This window comes from Streptomyces sp. x-19 (genome assembly GCF_046549115.1).
GTDB lineage: Bacteria > Actinomycetota > Actinomycetes > Streptomycetales > Streptomycetaceae > Streptomyces > Streptomyces albulus_C.
The window spans coordinates 322,359-336,569 of record NZ_JAJPWK010000007.1 but is presented as its reverse complement, the minus strand read 5'-3'; the positions used below and the strand labels follow the sequence as shown (position 1 = coordinate 336,569).

The 14,211-nt window shown below is 73.6% G+C and carries 14 protein-coding genes and 1 tRNA gene; 9 read left to right on the top strand and 6 right to left on the bottom strand.

All coding sequences use genetic code 11. The features are described 5' to 3' along the window. Positions 1–78: 78 nt before the first annotated feature. A complete protein-coding gene (locus ACLJT4_RS20365; RefSeq protein WP_411123752.1) occupies positions 79–1,209 on the bottom strand; it encodes an ABC transporter ATP-binding protein in 1,131 nt (376 codons plus the stop codon). Positions 1,210–1,469: 260 nt separating this feature from the next. On the opposite strand from ACLJT4_RS20365, the gene ACLJT4_RS20360 reads away from it, so the two are divergent. From ACLJT4_RS20360 to ACLJT4_RS20350, 3 genes are all read left to right on the top strand, one after another. Continuing rightward, positions 1,470–1,543: transfer RNA gene (locus ACLJT4_RS20360), tRNA-Thr, on the top strand. 186 nt (positions 1,544–1,729) lie between these two features. After that, positions 1,730–2,833, top strand: coding sequence for a M24 family metallopeptidase (locus ACLJT4_RS20355; protein ID WP_411123799.1), 1,104 nt, complete (start codon positions 1,730–1,732; stop codon positions 2,831–2,833). A gap of 429 nt (positions 2,834–3,262) precedes the next feature. Further along, entirely contained in the window at positions 3,263–3,502 is a 240-nt protein-coding gene (locus tag ACLJT4_RS20350; protein WP_411123750.1) for a hypothetical protein, read from the top strand. Between the two features lie 67 nt (positions 3,503–3,569). Here ACLJT4_RS20350 and ACLJT4_RS20345 read toward each other — a convergent pair whose 3' ends face one another. After that, the gene (locus ACLJT4_RS20345) at positions 3,570–4,583 is read right to left on the bottom strand and encodes a zinc-binding dehydrogenase (protein ID WP_411123748.1); all 1,014 of its coding nucleotides are present in this window, start codon (positions 4,581–4,583) and stop codon (positions 3,570–3,572) included. Between the two features lie 434 nt (positions 4,584–5,017). On the opposite strand from ACLJT4_RS20345, the gene ACLJT4_RS20340 reads away from it, so the two are divergent. Then, positions 5,018–5,662 carry a pentapeptide repeat-containing protein gene (locus ACLJT4_RS20340; RefSeq protein ID WP_411123797.1) on the top strand — a complete coding sequence of 215 codons (645 nt, stop codon included), beginning with the start codon at positions 5,018–5,020 and terminating at the stop codon, positions 5,660–5,662. Positions 5,663–5,674: 12 nt separating this feature from the next. Here the strand turns inward: ACLJT4_RS20340 and ACLJT4_RS20335 are convergent, their stop codons facing one another. After that, positions 5,675–6,172, bottom strand: coding sequence for a hypothetical protein (locus ACLJT4_RS20335; protein WP_411123746.1), 498 nt, complete (start codon positions 6,170–6,172; stop codon positions 5,675–5,677). 193 nt (positions 6,173–6,365) lie between these two features. Here ACLJT4_RS20335 and ACLJT4_RS20330 point away from each other — a divergent pair, with 193 nt between their 5' ends. Further along, the gene (locus tag ACLJT4_RS20330) at positions 6,366–7,688 is read left to right on the top strand and encodes an SGNH/GDSL hydrolase family protein (protein WP_411123744.1); all 1,323 of its coding nucleotides are present in this window, start codon (positions 6,366–6,368) and stop codon (positions 7,686–7,688) included. 54 nt (positions 7,689–7,742) lie between these two features. Here ACLJT4_RS20330 and map read toward each other — a convergent pair whose 3' ends face one another. Next, positions 7,743–8,510, bottom strand: a complete 768-nt coding sequence (gene map, locus ACLJT4_RS20325; protein WP_411123742.1) for a type I methionyl aminopeptidase — start codon at positions 8,508–8,510, stop codon at positions 7,743–7,745. 141 nt (positions 8,511–8,651) lie between these two features. Here map and ACLJT4_RS20320 point away from each other — a divergent pair, with 141 nt between their 5' ends. Next, positions 8,652–8,939: a helix-turn-helix domain-containing protein gene (locus ACLJT4_RS20320; protein ID WP_411123740.1), complete on the top strand. Its 288-nt coding sequence runs from the start codon at positions 8,652–8,654 to the stop codon at positions 8,937–8,939. 93 nt (positions 8,940–9,032) lie between these two features. On the opposite strand, the gene ACLJT4_RS20315 is transcribed toward ACLJT4_RS20320, so the two are convergent. Continuing rightward, on the bottom strand, positions 9,033–9,608 hold the full coding sequence (locus ACLJT4_RS20315) for a TerD family protein (protein ID WP_411123738.1): 576 nt from the start codon (positions 9,606–9,608) through the stop codon (positions 9,033–9,035). Between the two features lie 275 nt (positions 9,609–9,883). On the opposite strand from ACLJT4_RS20315, the gene arfB reads away from it, so the two are divergent. After that, a complete protein-coding gene (arfB, locus tag ACLJT4_RS20310) occupies positions 9,884–10,312 on the top strand; it encodes an alternative ribosome rescue aminoacyl-tRNA hydrolase ArfB (RefSeq protein ID WP_016572199.1) in 429 nt (142 codons plus the stop codon). Between the two features lie 36 nt (positions 10,313–10,348). Here the strand turns inward: arfB and ACLJT4_RS20305 are convergent, their stop codons facing one another. Further along, positions 10,349–10,963: a flavin reductase family protein gene (locus ACLJT4_RS20305; protein WP_411123736.1), complete on the bottom strand. Its 615-nt coding sequence runs from the start codon at positions 10,961–10,963 to the stop codon at positions 10,349–10,351. Positions 10,964–11,328: 365 nt separating this feature from the next. Between ACLJT4_RS20305 and cdgB the strand changes: the two genes are divergently transcribed. After that, positions 11,329–13,020 (top strand): diguanylate cyclase CdgB, encoded by a 1,692-nt coding sequence (gene cdgB / locus ACLJT4_RS20300; protein WP_411123734.1) that lies wholly within the window; start codon positions 11,329–11,331, stop codon positions 13,018–13,020. Positions 13,021–13,284: 264 nt separating this feature from the next. Further along, entirely contained in the window at positions 13,285–14,181 is an 897-nt protein-coding gene (locus tag ACLJT4_RS20295; protein WP_411123732.1) for a carbohydrate-binding protein, read from the top strand. The last annotated feature ends 30 nt before the right edge of the window (positions 14,182–14,211 follow it).

Below are 14,211 nucleotides of genomic sequence, written 5' to 3'. Positions count from 1 at the left end.
CCGCTGCCGCCGCGTCGGCGGTGTGCCCGTCGGGCCGGCGGTGTGCCCGTCGCCCGGGCAACGTGCCCGTCGGGTCGGTCAGTCGGTCAGGCGCTTGCCGGTCGAGGTGGAGAAGACATGCGTCTCGCCGGGCTGCGGGACCACGTGCAACTGGGTCCCCTTGGCCGGGACCTGGCGGCCGTTGACCCGCACGACCAGGTCCTTGACGGTCCCGCCGACCTCGGCCGTGCCGTAGACGTAGCCGTCGGCGCCCAGTTCCTCGACGACGTTGACGGTCACCGCCAGGCCGGCCGGGGCGTTCGAGGACTCCTTGGACAGCGACTGGGTGGCCGCGCCGTTCTGCTCGACGATGTCGAAGTGCTCGGGCCGGATGCCGACCGTCACCGTCTTGTCGCCCTCGGCGCCGGCGAGCGCCTCTCGACTGACCGGCACCACGCTGTTGCCGAACTTCACGCCGCCGTCGGTGACCGGCACCTCGACGAGGTTCATGGCGGGCGAGCCGATGAAGCCGGCCACGAAGAGGTTGGCGGGCCGGTCGTACATGTTGCGCGGCGAGTCCACCTGCTGGAGCAGGCCGTCCTTGAGCACCGCGACCCGGTCGCCCATCGTCATGGCCTCGACCTGGTCGTGGGTGACGTAGACGGTGGTGATGCCGAGGCGCCGCTGGAGCCCGGCGATCTGGGTGCGGGTCTGCACGCGCAGCTTGGCGTCCAGGTTGGACAGCGGCTCGTCCATGAGGAACACCTGGGGCTCGCGGACGATGGCGCGTCCCATCGCGACCCGCTGCCGCTGGCCGCCGGAGAGCGCCTTCGGCTTGCGCCCCAGGTACTCCGTGAGGTCGAGGATCTTCGCCGCGTCCTCGACCTTCTGCCGGATCTCGGCCTTCGGCACACCGGCGATCTTGAGGGCGAAGCCCATGTTGTCGGCGACCGTCATGTGCGGGTAGAGCGCGTAGTTCTGGAACACCATGGCGATGTCCCGGTCCTTGGGCGGCAGGTGCGTGACGTCCCGGTCGCCGATGCGGATGACCCCCTCGTTGACGTCCTCCAGCCCCGCCAGCATCCGCAGCGAGGTGGATTTGCCGCAGCCGGAGGGCCCGACGAGTACGAGGAACTCGCCGTCCTCGATGGTGATGTCGAGCTTGTCGACGGCGGGCTTGTCGGAACCCGGGTAGATCCGGGTCGCCTGGTCGTACGTGACCGTTGCCATGGTGTGTCCCTTCACCGGCAGGAACGTGCCGGACGATCCGAGTAAAGGAGTGGGCGGCCCGCCACCGGGGACGTGCGCCACGCGAAGTGGTGTAGTCCACAGCGGCAAACCGCTGGTGACGCTACCGGCGCGGAAGCCGGGTGTCAGTAGCTCCGCGGTCACGAAATGCCCTCGGACGGCGGGGCCGAGGCGGGGCGGCGCAGCGCTGACCGCATAAGGCAACCGGCACCGGGCACGCCTAGGTACACTTCATCCGGTACGCCTCCTTAGCTCAGCTGGCCAGAGCACCGCTCTTGTAAAGCGAAGGTCGTCGGTTCGAATCCGACAGGGGGCTCTGTGGTTGAGCAGGGGAGAAGCCCCGGGTCGGTTGTGACCTGGGGCTTCTGGTGTTTGTGGGGGAGGGCGGCCGGGAGGGGCGCAGGTGTGCCGGCGTTGTGTGGGTGGATCTGGCGGCTGGGAGAGGGGGTTTTCGGGGGGTTCGGGGAAGGGTGCGGCGTAGATTCGCGGCATGGTGACTTCGATGGGGCGGGATGAGTACGAGCGGCGGATGATGCGGGCGGGGCGGGCCGCCGCGGAGGCCGGGCTGGCCGGGTTGATCGTCACGCCGGGGCCGGATCTGGTGTGGCTGTGCGGGTACCGGCCGACGGCCGTCACCGAGCGGCTGACGGCCCTGGTGATCGAGCCGGGGCGGGCGCCGCGGCTGCTGGTGCCCGTACTGGAGCGGCCGGACGCGGAGCGGGCGGCGGGGGCCGGGGCGTTGACGGTCGCGGGGTGGACCGATGGGGCGGACCCGTACGTCGAGCTGGGCAAGTGGCTTGCGCCGCAGGGGCGTTACGGGGTGTCGGACGGGATGTGGGCGCTGCACCTGCTCGGCTTGCAGCGGTCGGTGCCGGGGGGCGGGTACGCGGCGTTGACCGAGGTGCTGCCGATGCTGCGGGCGGTCAAGGGCGCGTACGAGGTGGAGCGGCTGGCGGCGGCGGGGGCGGCCGCGGACGCCGCGTACCAGGACGTGCTGGGGGTGCGGTTCGCGGGGCGGCGGGAGCGCGACGTGGCCGGGGACCTGGCGCGGTTGCTGACCGAACACGGGCACAGTCAGGTGGACTTCACGGTCGTCGGCTCCGGGCCCAACGGGGCCAACCCGCACCACGAGGCGGGGGAGCGGGTCATCCAGGACGGCGACAGGGTGGTGCTGGACTTCGGCGGGTTGAAGGACGGGTACGGCTCGGACATCTCGCGGACCGTGCACGTGGGGGAGCCGGGCGCGGAGGAGCGGACGGTGCACGAGGTCGTGCGCGAGGCCCAGCAGGCGGCGTTCGAGGCGGTGCGGCCCGGGATCGCGTGCCAGGACGTGGACCGGGTGGCCCGACGGGTGATCAAGTCGGCGGGGTACGGCGAGTACTTCATCCACCGGACCGGGCACGGCATCGGGGTCACCACGCACGAGCCGCCCTACCTGGTGGAGGGCGAGCACCTGCCGCTGGTGCCGGGGATGTGCTTCTCGATCGAGCCGGGGATCTACCTGCCGGAGCGGTTCGGAGTGCGGATCGAGGACATCGTGGTCTGCACGGACAGCGGCGGGCGGCGGTTGAACGTGACCGGGCGGGAGCTGGCGGTGGTGGCGTAGCGGAGCGGGCGGGGGCGGAGGGCCGGGGCGGGGGAGTGACTTTGGTCCCGGGGCGGGGGGCCGTCGGTCCGGTGCGGGGTGGTGCGGGGCTCCTCCTTTTTGCCGGGGTGAGGGTGGCCGTTGGGCCGACGCGGGCGGGTGGTCCGGTGCGTAGCGTGAGGGTGTCGGGCCGGACGGCCGCCGTGGACGGCGCGGGGTGTCGCGGGTCCGGCTCGGTGGCGCGGACCGGCGTGGCCCGGCGCCACCGGTCGTGGTGAGGCGGTGCCGCCGGCCGCGACGGACCGGAACGGGAGTGCGGGAGTGAGGGAGGGAGTGAGTCGGATGCTGTGGTCGTGGATGTCCTTGCCGAGCGTCGGGGAGTCGGGGGGCCGTGGTCCGGTCGTCGTCCGGCTCCGGGGTGCGGCGGGGGCCGCCGCGCGGTGCGGGGTGGTGAGTTCGCTGGCCGTGAGTGCCGCCGCCGTGCTGGCCGCGGTGACCGTCGCGGTGGTGGGCGGGGTGCCCGCCCACGCGGAGGGGCGGGTGACGGTGGTGGCGGGTGCCGGCGGCGGCGTGGCCGCGGAGCGGGCGAAGGACGGTGACCCGGTGGTCGTCGCCGGCGGGGCGGGCGCTGCCCTCGCGCTGGTGGGCGGGGCGTTGGTGTCCGGGCGGCGGCGGCCGGACCGGGGGTGACGCCGGCGCGCCGCGGCCGCCGCGGGCGGGGCGCCTGACGGACGGGCGGCCGGTCGGCGCGGCCGGGCTACGGCACCAGGACGACCTTGCCCATCGTGCCGCGGGTTTCCAGGGCGCGGTGGGCGGCCGCCGCCTCGGCGAGGGGGAAGCGCTGCACGGTGGGGACGAGGCGGCCGGCGGCGGCCTCGGCCAGGGCGGCGGTCTCCAGGGTGCGGAGCGGATCGATGCCGCCGACCCGGGCCAGCATCGTCGGGCCGAGGACGGATTCCGAGGTGATGCCGCGCGCCGCGCGTTCGGCGTCCGTGAACTCCAGCGGACCGCCGGTGAGGGGGCCGCCGGAGGACCAGCCGAAGACCAGGTGGCGGCCGCCGCGGGCGAGGAGGTCCACCGCCGCGCGGCCCGGGGCGCCGCCGACCGAGTCGAAGACGACGGTGGCCCCGGCCGCGCCACGTTCGGCGAGGAACTCCCGGACGTGGTGCGGCCATTCGGCGACGGTGTAGTCGACGGCCAGGTCGGCGCCCAGTGCGCGGACGTGGGCCACCTTGGTCGGGCCGCCGGCCAGGCCGACGACCGTGGCGCCGACGTTGCGGGCGTACTGGACGAGCAGCGAGCCGATGCCGCCGGCCGCCGCCGGGACGATCGCGAGGTCGTCGGCGGTGAGGCCGGCGCAGAGCAGGATGCCCATGGTGGTGCGGCCGGTGCCGATCATGGCGACGGCCTGGGCCGGGTCCAGGCCGTCCGGGATGGCGTGCAGTCGGTCGGCGGCGGTGACGGCCCGTTCGGCGTAGCCGCCCGGGACCATGCCGAGGTGGGCGACGACCGGCCGGCCGAGCCAGTTGGGGTCGGTGCCCGCGCCGACGGCGTCCACGGTGCCGGCCACCTCCCGCCCCGGCACAGTGGGGAGCGCGGGAAGCGGGGCGGGACCGCCCTCCTGGCCCGCGCGCAGGGCGGTGTCCAAGAGGTGGACGCCGGCGGCGGCCACGGCGATGCGGACCTCGCCGGGGCCCGGCGCGGGGTCGTCGACGGTCTCGTGGACGAGGTTTTCCGCGGGGCCGAAGGTGTGCAGCCGTATTGCGCGCATGGCGGAGTCGTCTCCTTGTGGTGGGCGGTGGGCGGTGGGCGGTGGGTGGCGAGTGGACGGGCGGGCGGACGGCAGTGGTCGCGAGTGAGGGCGAGCGCTGCCGTCGAGCGAGTGGTCAACTGCCGTCACTCTCGTACCTCAAGCTGGGTTGAGGTCAAGGGTGGGGTGGCCGGGGCGCGGTGGCGGTGGCGTCCGCAGGGCGGCGGGTGCTCGTCTACGGGACGGACGAGGGCGTCCGGGATGTGGCATGCGGCCGCGGGCCGAGGGTTCGTGCAGGTCGGCGCGGATTGTCAGTGGTGTGGTCCAGCATGGGAGGTGGGTGTGGAGCGGTCTGCCGGATGCGGGCCGCGTCGGCCCGCGGCAGAGCGAGGCACCGGTCCTGGGGCCGGACGGACGGAGGCGGTGGGCGCGTGGCAGGGCGCGGCGAGGAGAGGGTGCGGGCGGTACGGCGGCCGGAGGTCCGGTTGCCGGAGCTGCGGGCGTATGACGGCGGCGCGTGGGAGCCCGAAGGGGACTACGACGGGCTGGAGTTCACCGACGTGGACTGCGCGGGGCAGTCGGCGCGGGGCGCCCGGTTCATGGACTGCGCGGTGCGCCGGTGCGCGCTGGACGAGACGGTGCTGAGCCGGGCGCGGATCATCGACAGCGTGTGGAGCGGCGTGCGCGGGGTGGGCACCGACCTGTCCCAGGCGTCGTTGCGCGACGTGGAGGTGGTGGACGGCCGGCTCGGCGGGCTCCAGCTCCACGGGGCGGCGCTGGAGCGGGTGGTGGTGCGCGGCGGGAAGATCGACTTCGCCAATCTGCGCCGGGCCAAGCTGCGGGACGTCGCCTTCGAGGGGTGCGTGCTGGTGGAGGCGGACTTCGGGGGTGCGGTGCTGGAGCGGGTTTCGTTCGACGACTGCACCCTGACGCGGGTGGACTTCTCCGCGGCGCGGATGACCGACGTCGACCTGCGCGGGGTGGCCCGGCTGGACATCGCGCGGGGGATCGACTGCCTCGGCGGCGCGGTGATCAGCACGGCCCAACTGATGGATCTGGCACCGGCGTTCGCGGCCCAGTTGGGCGTGCGGGTGGAGTGAGCCGGGCGGGGCTCAGGCGCGGGGGAAGCGGGCCTGGAGCGCCCAGACGGCCGGGTTGTCGGCGAGGCCCTCGTGCATGTCGGCGAGGTCGGCGATCAGGTCGTGCAGGAAGTCGCGGGCCTCGCGGCGCAGCGCGGCGTGGTTGAAGGTGAGGGGGGCTTCCTCAACGGGCATCCAGTCGGCGACGATGTCGACCCAGCCGAAGCGCCGCTCGAAGAGCATCCGGTCGGTGGATTCGGTGAAGTCCAGCGCGGCGTGGACGGGGCGGGCCGAGCGGCTCCCGCGGGGGTCGGTGTCGAGCTGCTCGATGATGTCGCACAGTGCCCAGGCGAAGTCGAGCACCGGCACCCAGCCCCAGGCGGTGGACAGCTCGCGGTCGGAGTCGGTGTCCGCGAGGTAGACGTCGCCGCAGAAGAGGTCGTGGCGCAGCGCGTGCACGTCCGCGGTCCGGTAGTCGGTCTGCGGAGGATCCGGGAAGCGACGGGAGAGGGAGTAGCCGAGGTCGATCACCTCTTGATGGTGTCACGCGCCCCGACCCGCCGGCGCGGCGGAGGGTCCCGACGGCCGGCCGTACGCGGCGGGCGGTCAGGGCGCGGTCACGCGCAACGGCACGGCGCTCACGCACGGCGCTCACGCACGACGGCACAGCGGTCATACGCAACGGCGGACAGCCAGAGGGTGGGTAGTGATCGTGTCTGGTTCCTTGGTGAGACGTTCGAAGGTCGCGCTGGTGACGGCGGCCCTGCTGGGAGCGTTGTCGGTGCTGCCGGCAGGGCCGGCGGCGACGGGCCCGGTGGGCGTGGTCGGCACGGCCCACGCGGCGGATCGGGCGGACGGCGCGCCGCGCGCGGCCGCCGCACCGGATGGCGGGTCGTGGCGCGGCGGGTGGGCCGCCGCGCCGCAGCGGCCGACCGAGGTGTTCGGGAAGAACTGGTCCGGCGGCGGGTTCGCGCGGCAGACCGTCCGGCAGGTCGTCCGGCTCAGCACGGGCGGCAAGCAGCTCCGGATCACGCTGTCGAACCGCTACGGCACGGCGCCGCTGAAGGTCGCCGGGGCGACCGTCGCACGGACCGACCGGGGCGCCGCGGTGCGGTCCGGCTCGGTGCGCCAACTCACCTTCGGACGCCGGGCGTCGGCGACCATCGGGGCCGGCGGTGAGCTGTTCAGCGACGCGGCGGGGCTCCCGGTGCGTCCCCTGGAGTCGGTCACCGTGACGCTGTACTTCGCCGCTCCGACCGGCCCCACCACCTTCCACGCGAAGGCGACCGCCACCAGCTACCGCGCGACCGGTGACCACCGGGCCGACGTCGCCGCGACGGCGTTCACCGAGACCACGACGTCCTGGTACTACCTCTCGGGCGTCGAGGTGGCCGGCGGTGCGGGTGCCCGGCGGGACGCCGTCGTCACCTTCGGGGACTCCATAACCGACGGCTACGGCTCCACGGTCGACGCCGACCACCGCTATCCGGACGTCCTGGCCGAGCGCTGCGTCGCCGCGGGGCGGCCCCGCAGCGTCCTCAACGCGGGCATCAGCGGCAACCAACTGACCCGGACCACGGCCGACTTCGGCGAGAAGGCGGTGGCCCGCTTCCCGAAGGACGCGTTGAACGCACCGCACGTGGGCACCGTGATCCTGCTGGAGGGCATCAACGACATCGGGATGAACGGGCCGACGGCCCGTGCCGGCGCACCGACCCCCGAGGTGTCGGTGCAGCAACTCATCGCCGCCCAGCGGGAGTTGATCCGGCAGGCGCACCGCAGGGGCGTCAAGGTGATCGGGGCGACGCTGACGCCGTTCAAGGGGGCGGCCTACTACACCGAACGCGGCGAGGCCACACGGGTGGCGCTCAACCGCTGGCTGCGCACCTCCGGCGCGTTCGACGGGCTGGTCGACCTGGACCGGGTGGTGGCCGACCCCGCGGACCGGTCGCGGTTGGCCCCGGCGTACGACAGCGGGGACCATCTGCACCCGAGCGACGCCGGTTACCGCGCGATGGCCGGGGCCCTCGACCTCGACGCGCTCTGAGCCGCGGCGGACGGGTGGCGCGCCCGCGGGCCCGCCCCGTCCGTCCCGCGCCGGCTACGGCAGGGTGAGGATGCGCGGCCCCTCGTCCGTCACCGCGACGGTGTGTTCGAAGTGGGCCGCGCGGCTGCCGTCGCTGGTGCGCAGGGTCCAGCCGTCGGGGTCGGTGGCGTAGTGGTTGCTGCCGCCGGCCAGGAACATCGGCTCGATGGCGATGACCAGGCCGGGGCGGAGCACGAGGCCGCGGCCCGGCCGCCCGTCGTTGGGCACCGGCGGGTCCTCGTGCATCGCCCGGCCGATGCCGTGGCCGCCGAAGTCCTCGGGGATGCCGTAGCCGGCCGCGCGGCCGATGCTGCCGATGGCGTGCGCGACGTCGCCGATGCGGGCGCCGACCACGGCGGCCGCGATGCCCGCTTCCAGGGCCCGCCGGGTGGTGTCCATCAGGTCGCGGTCCGCGGGGCGTGCGGTGCCGACGGTGAAGCTGGTGGCCGCGTCGCCGGCCCAGCCGTCGACGACCGCGCCGCAGTCGATGCTCACCAGGTCGCCGTCGCGCAGCCGGTAGCCGTTCGGGATGCCGTGCACGATCGCGTCGTTGACGGACGTGCAGAGCACCGCGGGGAAGGGGGTGGGGGCGAAGGAGGGGCGGTAGCCGAGGAAGGGGGAGGTGGCGCCGGCCTCGCGCAGCACGGCGTGGGCCGCCTCGTCCAGGTCGGTCAGGCGCACGCCGGGGGCGGCCGCGTTCCGGGCCGCGGCCAGTGCGTCCGCGACCACCCGGCCGGCGACCCGCATCCCGTCCAGGCCCGTGTCCGTCTTGAGCTCCACCATTGAGGTCCCTCCGATCCGCCGCCGGCCCGGCGCGGTGCGCGGGGGCGGGCGGCACGTCGTCACCGGCGCGCGGCCGGCGCTCCGCCGGCCTGGCCGGTATTTGTTTACCGGTATTTATTTACCGGTATTAGTATCACGGGCATGGTGCGAACTCCACTGACCCCTTGGGAACGCGAGCGCGGTGAGCGGCTGGGCGCGCTGCTGCGCGCGGCGCGCGGCGAGCGGAGCATGGTCGAGGTCGCCGCGGCGGCCGGACTGTCCGCGGAGACGCTGCGGAAGATCGAGACCGGTCGGGCGCCCACCCCGGCGTTCTTCACGGTCGCCGCGCTGGTCGGGACGCTCGGGCTGTCGCTGGACGAGGTGGCCGCGCTGGCCGCGCCGCCCGCGGCACAGCCCGCCGCCCGCGCGTCCGGCGGCGCGGCGGCGTAGCGCGGACGCGCCGAGGGCCGGCCCCCTCTTCGGGAGCCGGCCCTCGCTGCCGGTGTGCGTCCGGCGGTGTCGCGCCGCGGGTGGTGCCGTGGCTCAGACGTTGACGCCGAAGTCCTGGGCGATGCCGCGCAGGCCGGAGGCGTAACCCTGGCCCACCGCGCGGAACTTCCACTCCGCGCCGTTGCGGTAGAGCTCGCCGAAGACCATGGCGGTCTCGGTGGCGGCGTCCTCGCTCAGGTCGTAGCGCGCGATCTCGGCGCCGCCGGCCTGGTTGATGATGCGGATGAAGGCGTTCCGCACCTGGCCGAAGTTCTGGCTGCGGTTCTCGGCGTCGTAGATCGAGACCGGGAAGACGATCTTGTCGATCTCGGCCGGCAGCCCGCTGAGGTTGACGTTGATCGACTCGTCGTCGCCCTCGCCCTGACCGGTGGTGTTGTCGCCGGTGTGGACGATGGTCTGATCCGGCGTCGACTTGTTGTTGAAGAAGATGAAGTGCTGGTCGGAGTGGACCTTGCCGGTCGTGTTGACCGCGATGGCGCTCGCGTCGAGGTCGAAGTCGGTGCCGGTGGTGGTGCGGACGTCCCAGCCGAGGCCGACCGTGACGGCGGTCAGGCCCGGGGCCTCCTTGGTGAGCGAGACGTTGCCGCCCTTGGACAGGCTTACAGCCATGGGAAGTCCCTTTCCTCGTCGAGTCGCGCCGACCTGAGGTCGGTGGTGCCGCTGGTGTGGCCGCGGTGTGGGTCGGTGATACCACGGCGGTCCCGCCCGGGAGCGGAGCCGCCGTCATCCACCTCAACGTGGCCGGGCGGCCGGGTGGTTCCAACCCGCTTTACTTTCTTTGCCGAATCCTGATGCCGGTCCGGGCGCGGTCGCGAAGGCGACGCACCGTTCCGGGCGGGGAAACGGAGGTGACGGGCGGCCGTGGGCGCGGGATCATGGGGGGCATGTCCGGACCCCACGTCATCCGCGGTTCGGTCGTCCTCCCGGAGGCCGAGCTGGTCTGGCGGTTCTCGCGCTCCTCCGGCCCGGGCGGCCAGCACGTCAACACCAGCGACAGCCAGGTCGAGTTGCGCTTCGACCTGGCGCGGACGAAGGCGCTGCCCCCGGTGTGGCAGGAGCGCGCCCTGGAGCGGCTGGCCGGCCGGCTGGTCGACGGCGTCGTCACCGTCCGAGCCTCCGAGCACCGTTCCCAGTGGCGCAACCGCGAGGCCGCGACCGTCCGGCTCGCGGCGCTGCTCGCCGAGGCCACCGCACCGCCGCCCAAGCCGCGCAAGAAGTCGCGCATCCCGCGCGGCATCAACGAGCGGCGGCTGCGCGAGAAGAAGCAGCGCGGCGAGACCAAGCGGGGCCGCACCGGGCGCGATTGGGGCTGATCCCAGCCCCGGCCCGGCCGCACGCCCGGCCCCGGCTCAGCCCAGGTGCCGGTACTTCCCCCGGAAATACATCAGCGGCCCGTCCTGCTCGTCCGACGTGGTCGAGGCCAGCACGCGGCCGATCACGAGGGTGTGGTCGCCGGCCACCACCCGCTGCTCGGTCCGGCACTCCAGCGCCGCCAGCGCGCCCCCGACGAGCGGCGCACCGGATGCTTCGCCCCGTACGGAGGGGATGTCCTGGAAGAGCAGTCGGTCGCTGATCCGGCCCTTCATCGCGAATCGTGCCGCTACGTGCCGTTGGTCGCCCGACAGTACCGAAACCGCCCACAGCGGCTGTTGCGCGAGCAGGTCGTCCATCCGGGAGTCGTTGCGAACGCTCACCATCACCAAGGGTGGGTCGAGGGACACGGAGAGGAACGCCGTGGCGGTCATGCCGACGTCCTCGCCGCGCGGTCCGGCGTCCTCGTCGCGGGCGGTGACCAGCACCACCCCGGCGGCGAGACGGGACAGCGCGGCACGGAACTCGTCGTCACTCACCCCAACAGCATGCGCGATCGGCCCGTCACCCGGCACGGAGGCGAGGGTGACGGTGGGCGCGGCGGAGGTGGTGGGGCCGGCGGCCGGGGCGGTGGCAGGAGTCTTCGTGAACACGCCACGAACGCTAACGTCGTCCGGTCCTGGCCCGCATCGGGCCCCGGGACCACCCGCGTCCTAGGTCCCGCGGCGGAGGTCGTGCCCGGTACACGGTGCGGCAATGGTCCGTACCTGTCGCCGTAAATGGCTGGAATTTGCGTTCAGGAAGTTTTCAGGGACCGTCCTGCCGGTGTTCGGCTGCGCGGACGAGTGCCTGGTCGGCGGCTCGTAACCGCCCGTTACTGATTGTGACTTGAGTCACATGGGCCGCTAATTGTTGACCCTGTGTACCGAGTGAACAGCTCACTGTGATTCAGTGAGCGTGGAATCGGACGACAAAGAAATCGGTGGAGTTGCTGTCGAGGTCTCAGGGAGAGCGAGCGATGGAGACCGAGTCGGAGCCCTATGTCCGTCTTGCGACCCTGCGGCAGCTGCACCAAGTGGTCGCCGAACTGAACACCGCGCGCAGCCTCGCGGACACCTTGCAGTCCGTCGCCGACGGCGCGATCGTCGGGCTCGGCTACGAGCTCGCCGCGGTCAACCTCGTGCGGCAGGACGGCGACCTCGTGGTCGCCGCGGTGGCCGGCAGTGCGGGCGCGGAGGCGCTGATGGCCGGACGGGTGGGCTCGCGCGCCTCGTGGGAGCGCCGGCTGGCCATGGGCGAGCGCTGGGGCGAGCTGTGCTTCATCCCGTACACCGAGGGCTGGGTGCTGGACGACGACGACGTGCCGCAGTGGCACACCGCCGGGCCCGCACCGCGCTTCCCCGACGAGTGGCACCCGATGGACCGCCTCTTCGCGCCCATGTACACCGCGGCCGGCGGCAAGGGCGAACTCCTCGGCGTGCTCTCCGTGGACCGACCGCGCAACGGCCGGCGCCCCGGCCCCTGGGGCCAGGAGGCGCTCCAGATGTACGCGTTCCAGTCCGCCATCGCCATCAGCAACGCCCGGCTGCGGGCCAACATGCAGCGGGCGCTGGTCCGCCTGGAGCGCGAGCAGCAGGCGCTGCGGGCGAGCGAGGAGAGCTTCCGGCAGGCGTTCGAGTACGCGCCGAGCGGGATGGCCGTCGCCGAGATGGGCGGTGACCAGCACGGCCGGCTGCTGCGCACCAACGACGCGCTGTGCCGGCTGCTGGGCCGCCCGGCCTCCGGGATGCGCCGGATGTCGTTCTCCGACATCTGCCACCCCGAGGACATCGGCACGCTGCTGCGGACCTCCGCGGAGGGCGGCCGGGCCGAACTGCGGCTGCTGCGCCGGGACGGCACCTACGTGTGGGTCTCGCTGCGCAACTCGGTGGTGGCCGACACCGCCGACGGCCCCCGCTTCCTGCTCACCCACGTCGAGGACATCGAGGAGCGCAAGCGGCACGAGCTCCAGCTCGCCCACCGGGCCAGCCACGACTCGCTGACCGGCCTGCCCAACAGCGCCGAGCTGCGGGCCCGGCTCTCCGCCCGGCTCTGCTCCCGCCCGCCGAGCGCGCTCGCCGACGCCTACGCCTCCTCGGGCGCCGGCGCCGATCCGCGCGCCCCGCACGGCTTCGGGGCGGACGGCGCGGAGCCGTTCGACGGACTCGCCGGCTTCGAGGGCGAGAAGCCCCGGCCGGCGCCCGTCGGCGGCCTGCCCTTCGACCACCACGTCCACCTCTCGGCGCCCGCCGACGGGGCCGAGGACGACGGCGCCAAGGGGCTCGCGGTGCTCTTCTGCGACCTGGACGGCTTCAAGTCGATCAACGACCGCTTCGGGCACAACACCGGCGACGCGGTGCTGATCGAGGTCGCCCGCCGGCTGACCAGCGGCGTGCGGGACGGCGACACCGTCGCCCGGCTCGGCGGCGACGAGTTCGTGGTGCTCGCCGACGGACTGGGCACCGCCGACGCCCAGGACCTCGCGGTCCGGCTGCGGAACGCGATCATCCCGCCCATCCGGGTCGAGGGCCGGGCCGTCCGGGTCGGCGCCAGTTTCGGCATCGGCTGGGCGAGCTGCGGAATGACCGCCGAAGAGGTGCTGGAGTCGGCCGACCAGCGGATGTACATCGAGAAGCGGCGCTCGAAGGGCAACCGGCGCGCGGCCGGCTGAGCCGCCCGCGGCGACGGCGGCGCCGGGCCCCGGTCCGGTGCCGCGCATCTCACATCGGCGGTGTCCTGCCTGGGCACCGCCCGTTCACCGATCCGTAGTGATCTTGTGAACCTCGGGGACCGGCGTGGCCGGGTCCCTTCGGGGTAGGCTGCGCCGATGCGGCGCGGCGGCGTCGAGTGGCCCGGAAGAGGCAGTTCGCACGCAGCCCCGCGAACGCGTACGGACGCGCACTGGCGCGTAGAGACCGCTTGGGAGTGACACGGAATGACGGCCGGCAACAACGGCGCGGACACGCCGGAGAACGACGACCCCTTCGCCCACCTGTACCGCTCGGAGGGCGGCGAGGGCGGCTCGGGCACGTCGAGCGTCGGCGCCGCACGGCAGCCGGGCGTCCCGCGGACCTCGTACAACCAGGTGCGCACGGTCGGCCAGCGGCAGTACGGCAACCAGCCGGCCCAGCCGCCGTACGGTCGGCAGAACGCGCACTACGCGGCGCCCGAGACGCTGCCGGGCGGCAGCGCCGGCGGGACCCGCCCGGTCCCGCAGGCCCCGGAGCCCCGTAAGGGCCGCAACGGCCTGCTGATCGGCGCGGTCGCCGTGGTGGCGGTGGTCTGCATAGGCATCGGCGCGGCCATGCTGACCAACTCCGACAGCAGCAAGAACGACGCCGGCGCCGACCCCGGCCCCACGGCCGCGGACTCGGTCCAGCCCAGTGACCAGCCCTCCAGCAAGCCCCCCGCGGCCAAGCTCCCCAAGGACGACGCGGGCACGCTGCGCCTCGACGGCGGCGCCACCACCGCCAAGGACATCCCCGGCGCCCGCACCGCCAGCGGCTCGTACGTCACCAACCTGAACAACCAGGGCGCTTCCGCCACCTGGACGCTCGACGTCGGCGCGGCCGGCAAGTACAAGCTCTGGGTCGGTTACGGCGTTCCCGGCAAGGACGCCAACCTCACGCTCAACATCAACGGCCAGGCACTGAGCCGGCCGATAAACCTCAAGAACTTCGCCGGCGCCCCCGAAGGCGCCTGGGACAAGGGCTGGACCAAGTCCTGGTCGTACATCCAGCTCAACAAGGGCACCAACACCATCAAGTTGTCGTGCGAGAACGGCAACCAGTGCGAGGTCAACCTCGACCAGGTCTGGCTCGCCCAGCCCTGACGGCGGGGCCGCGCCGGCCGCGCCCCGAGG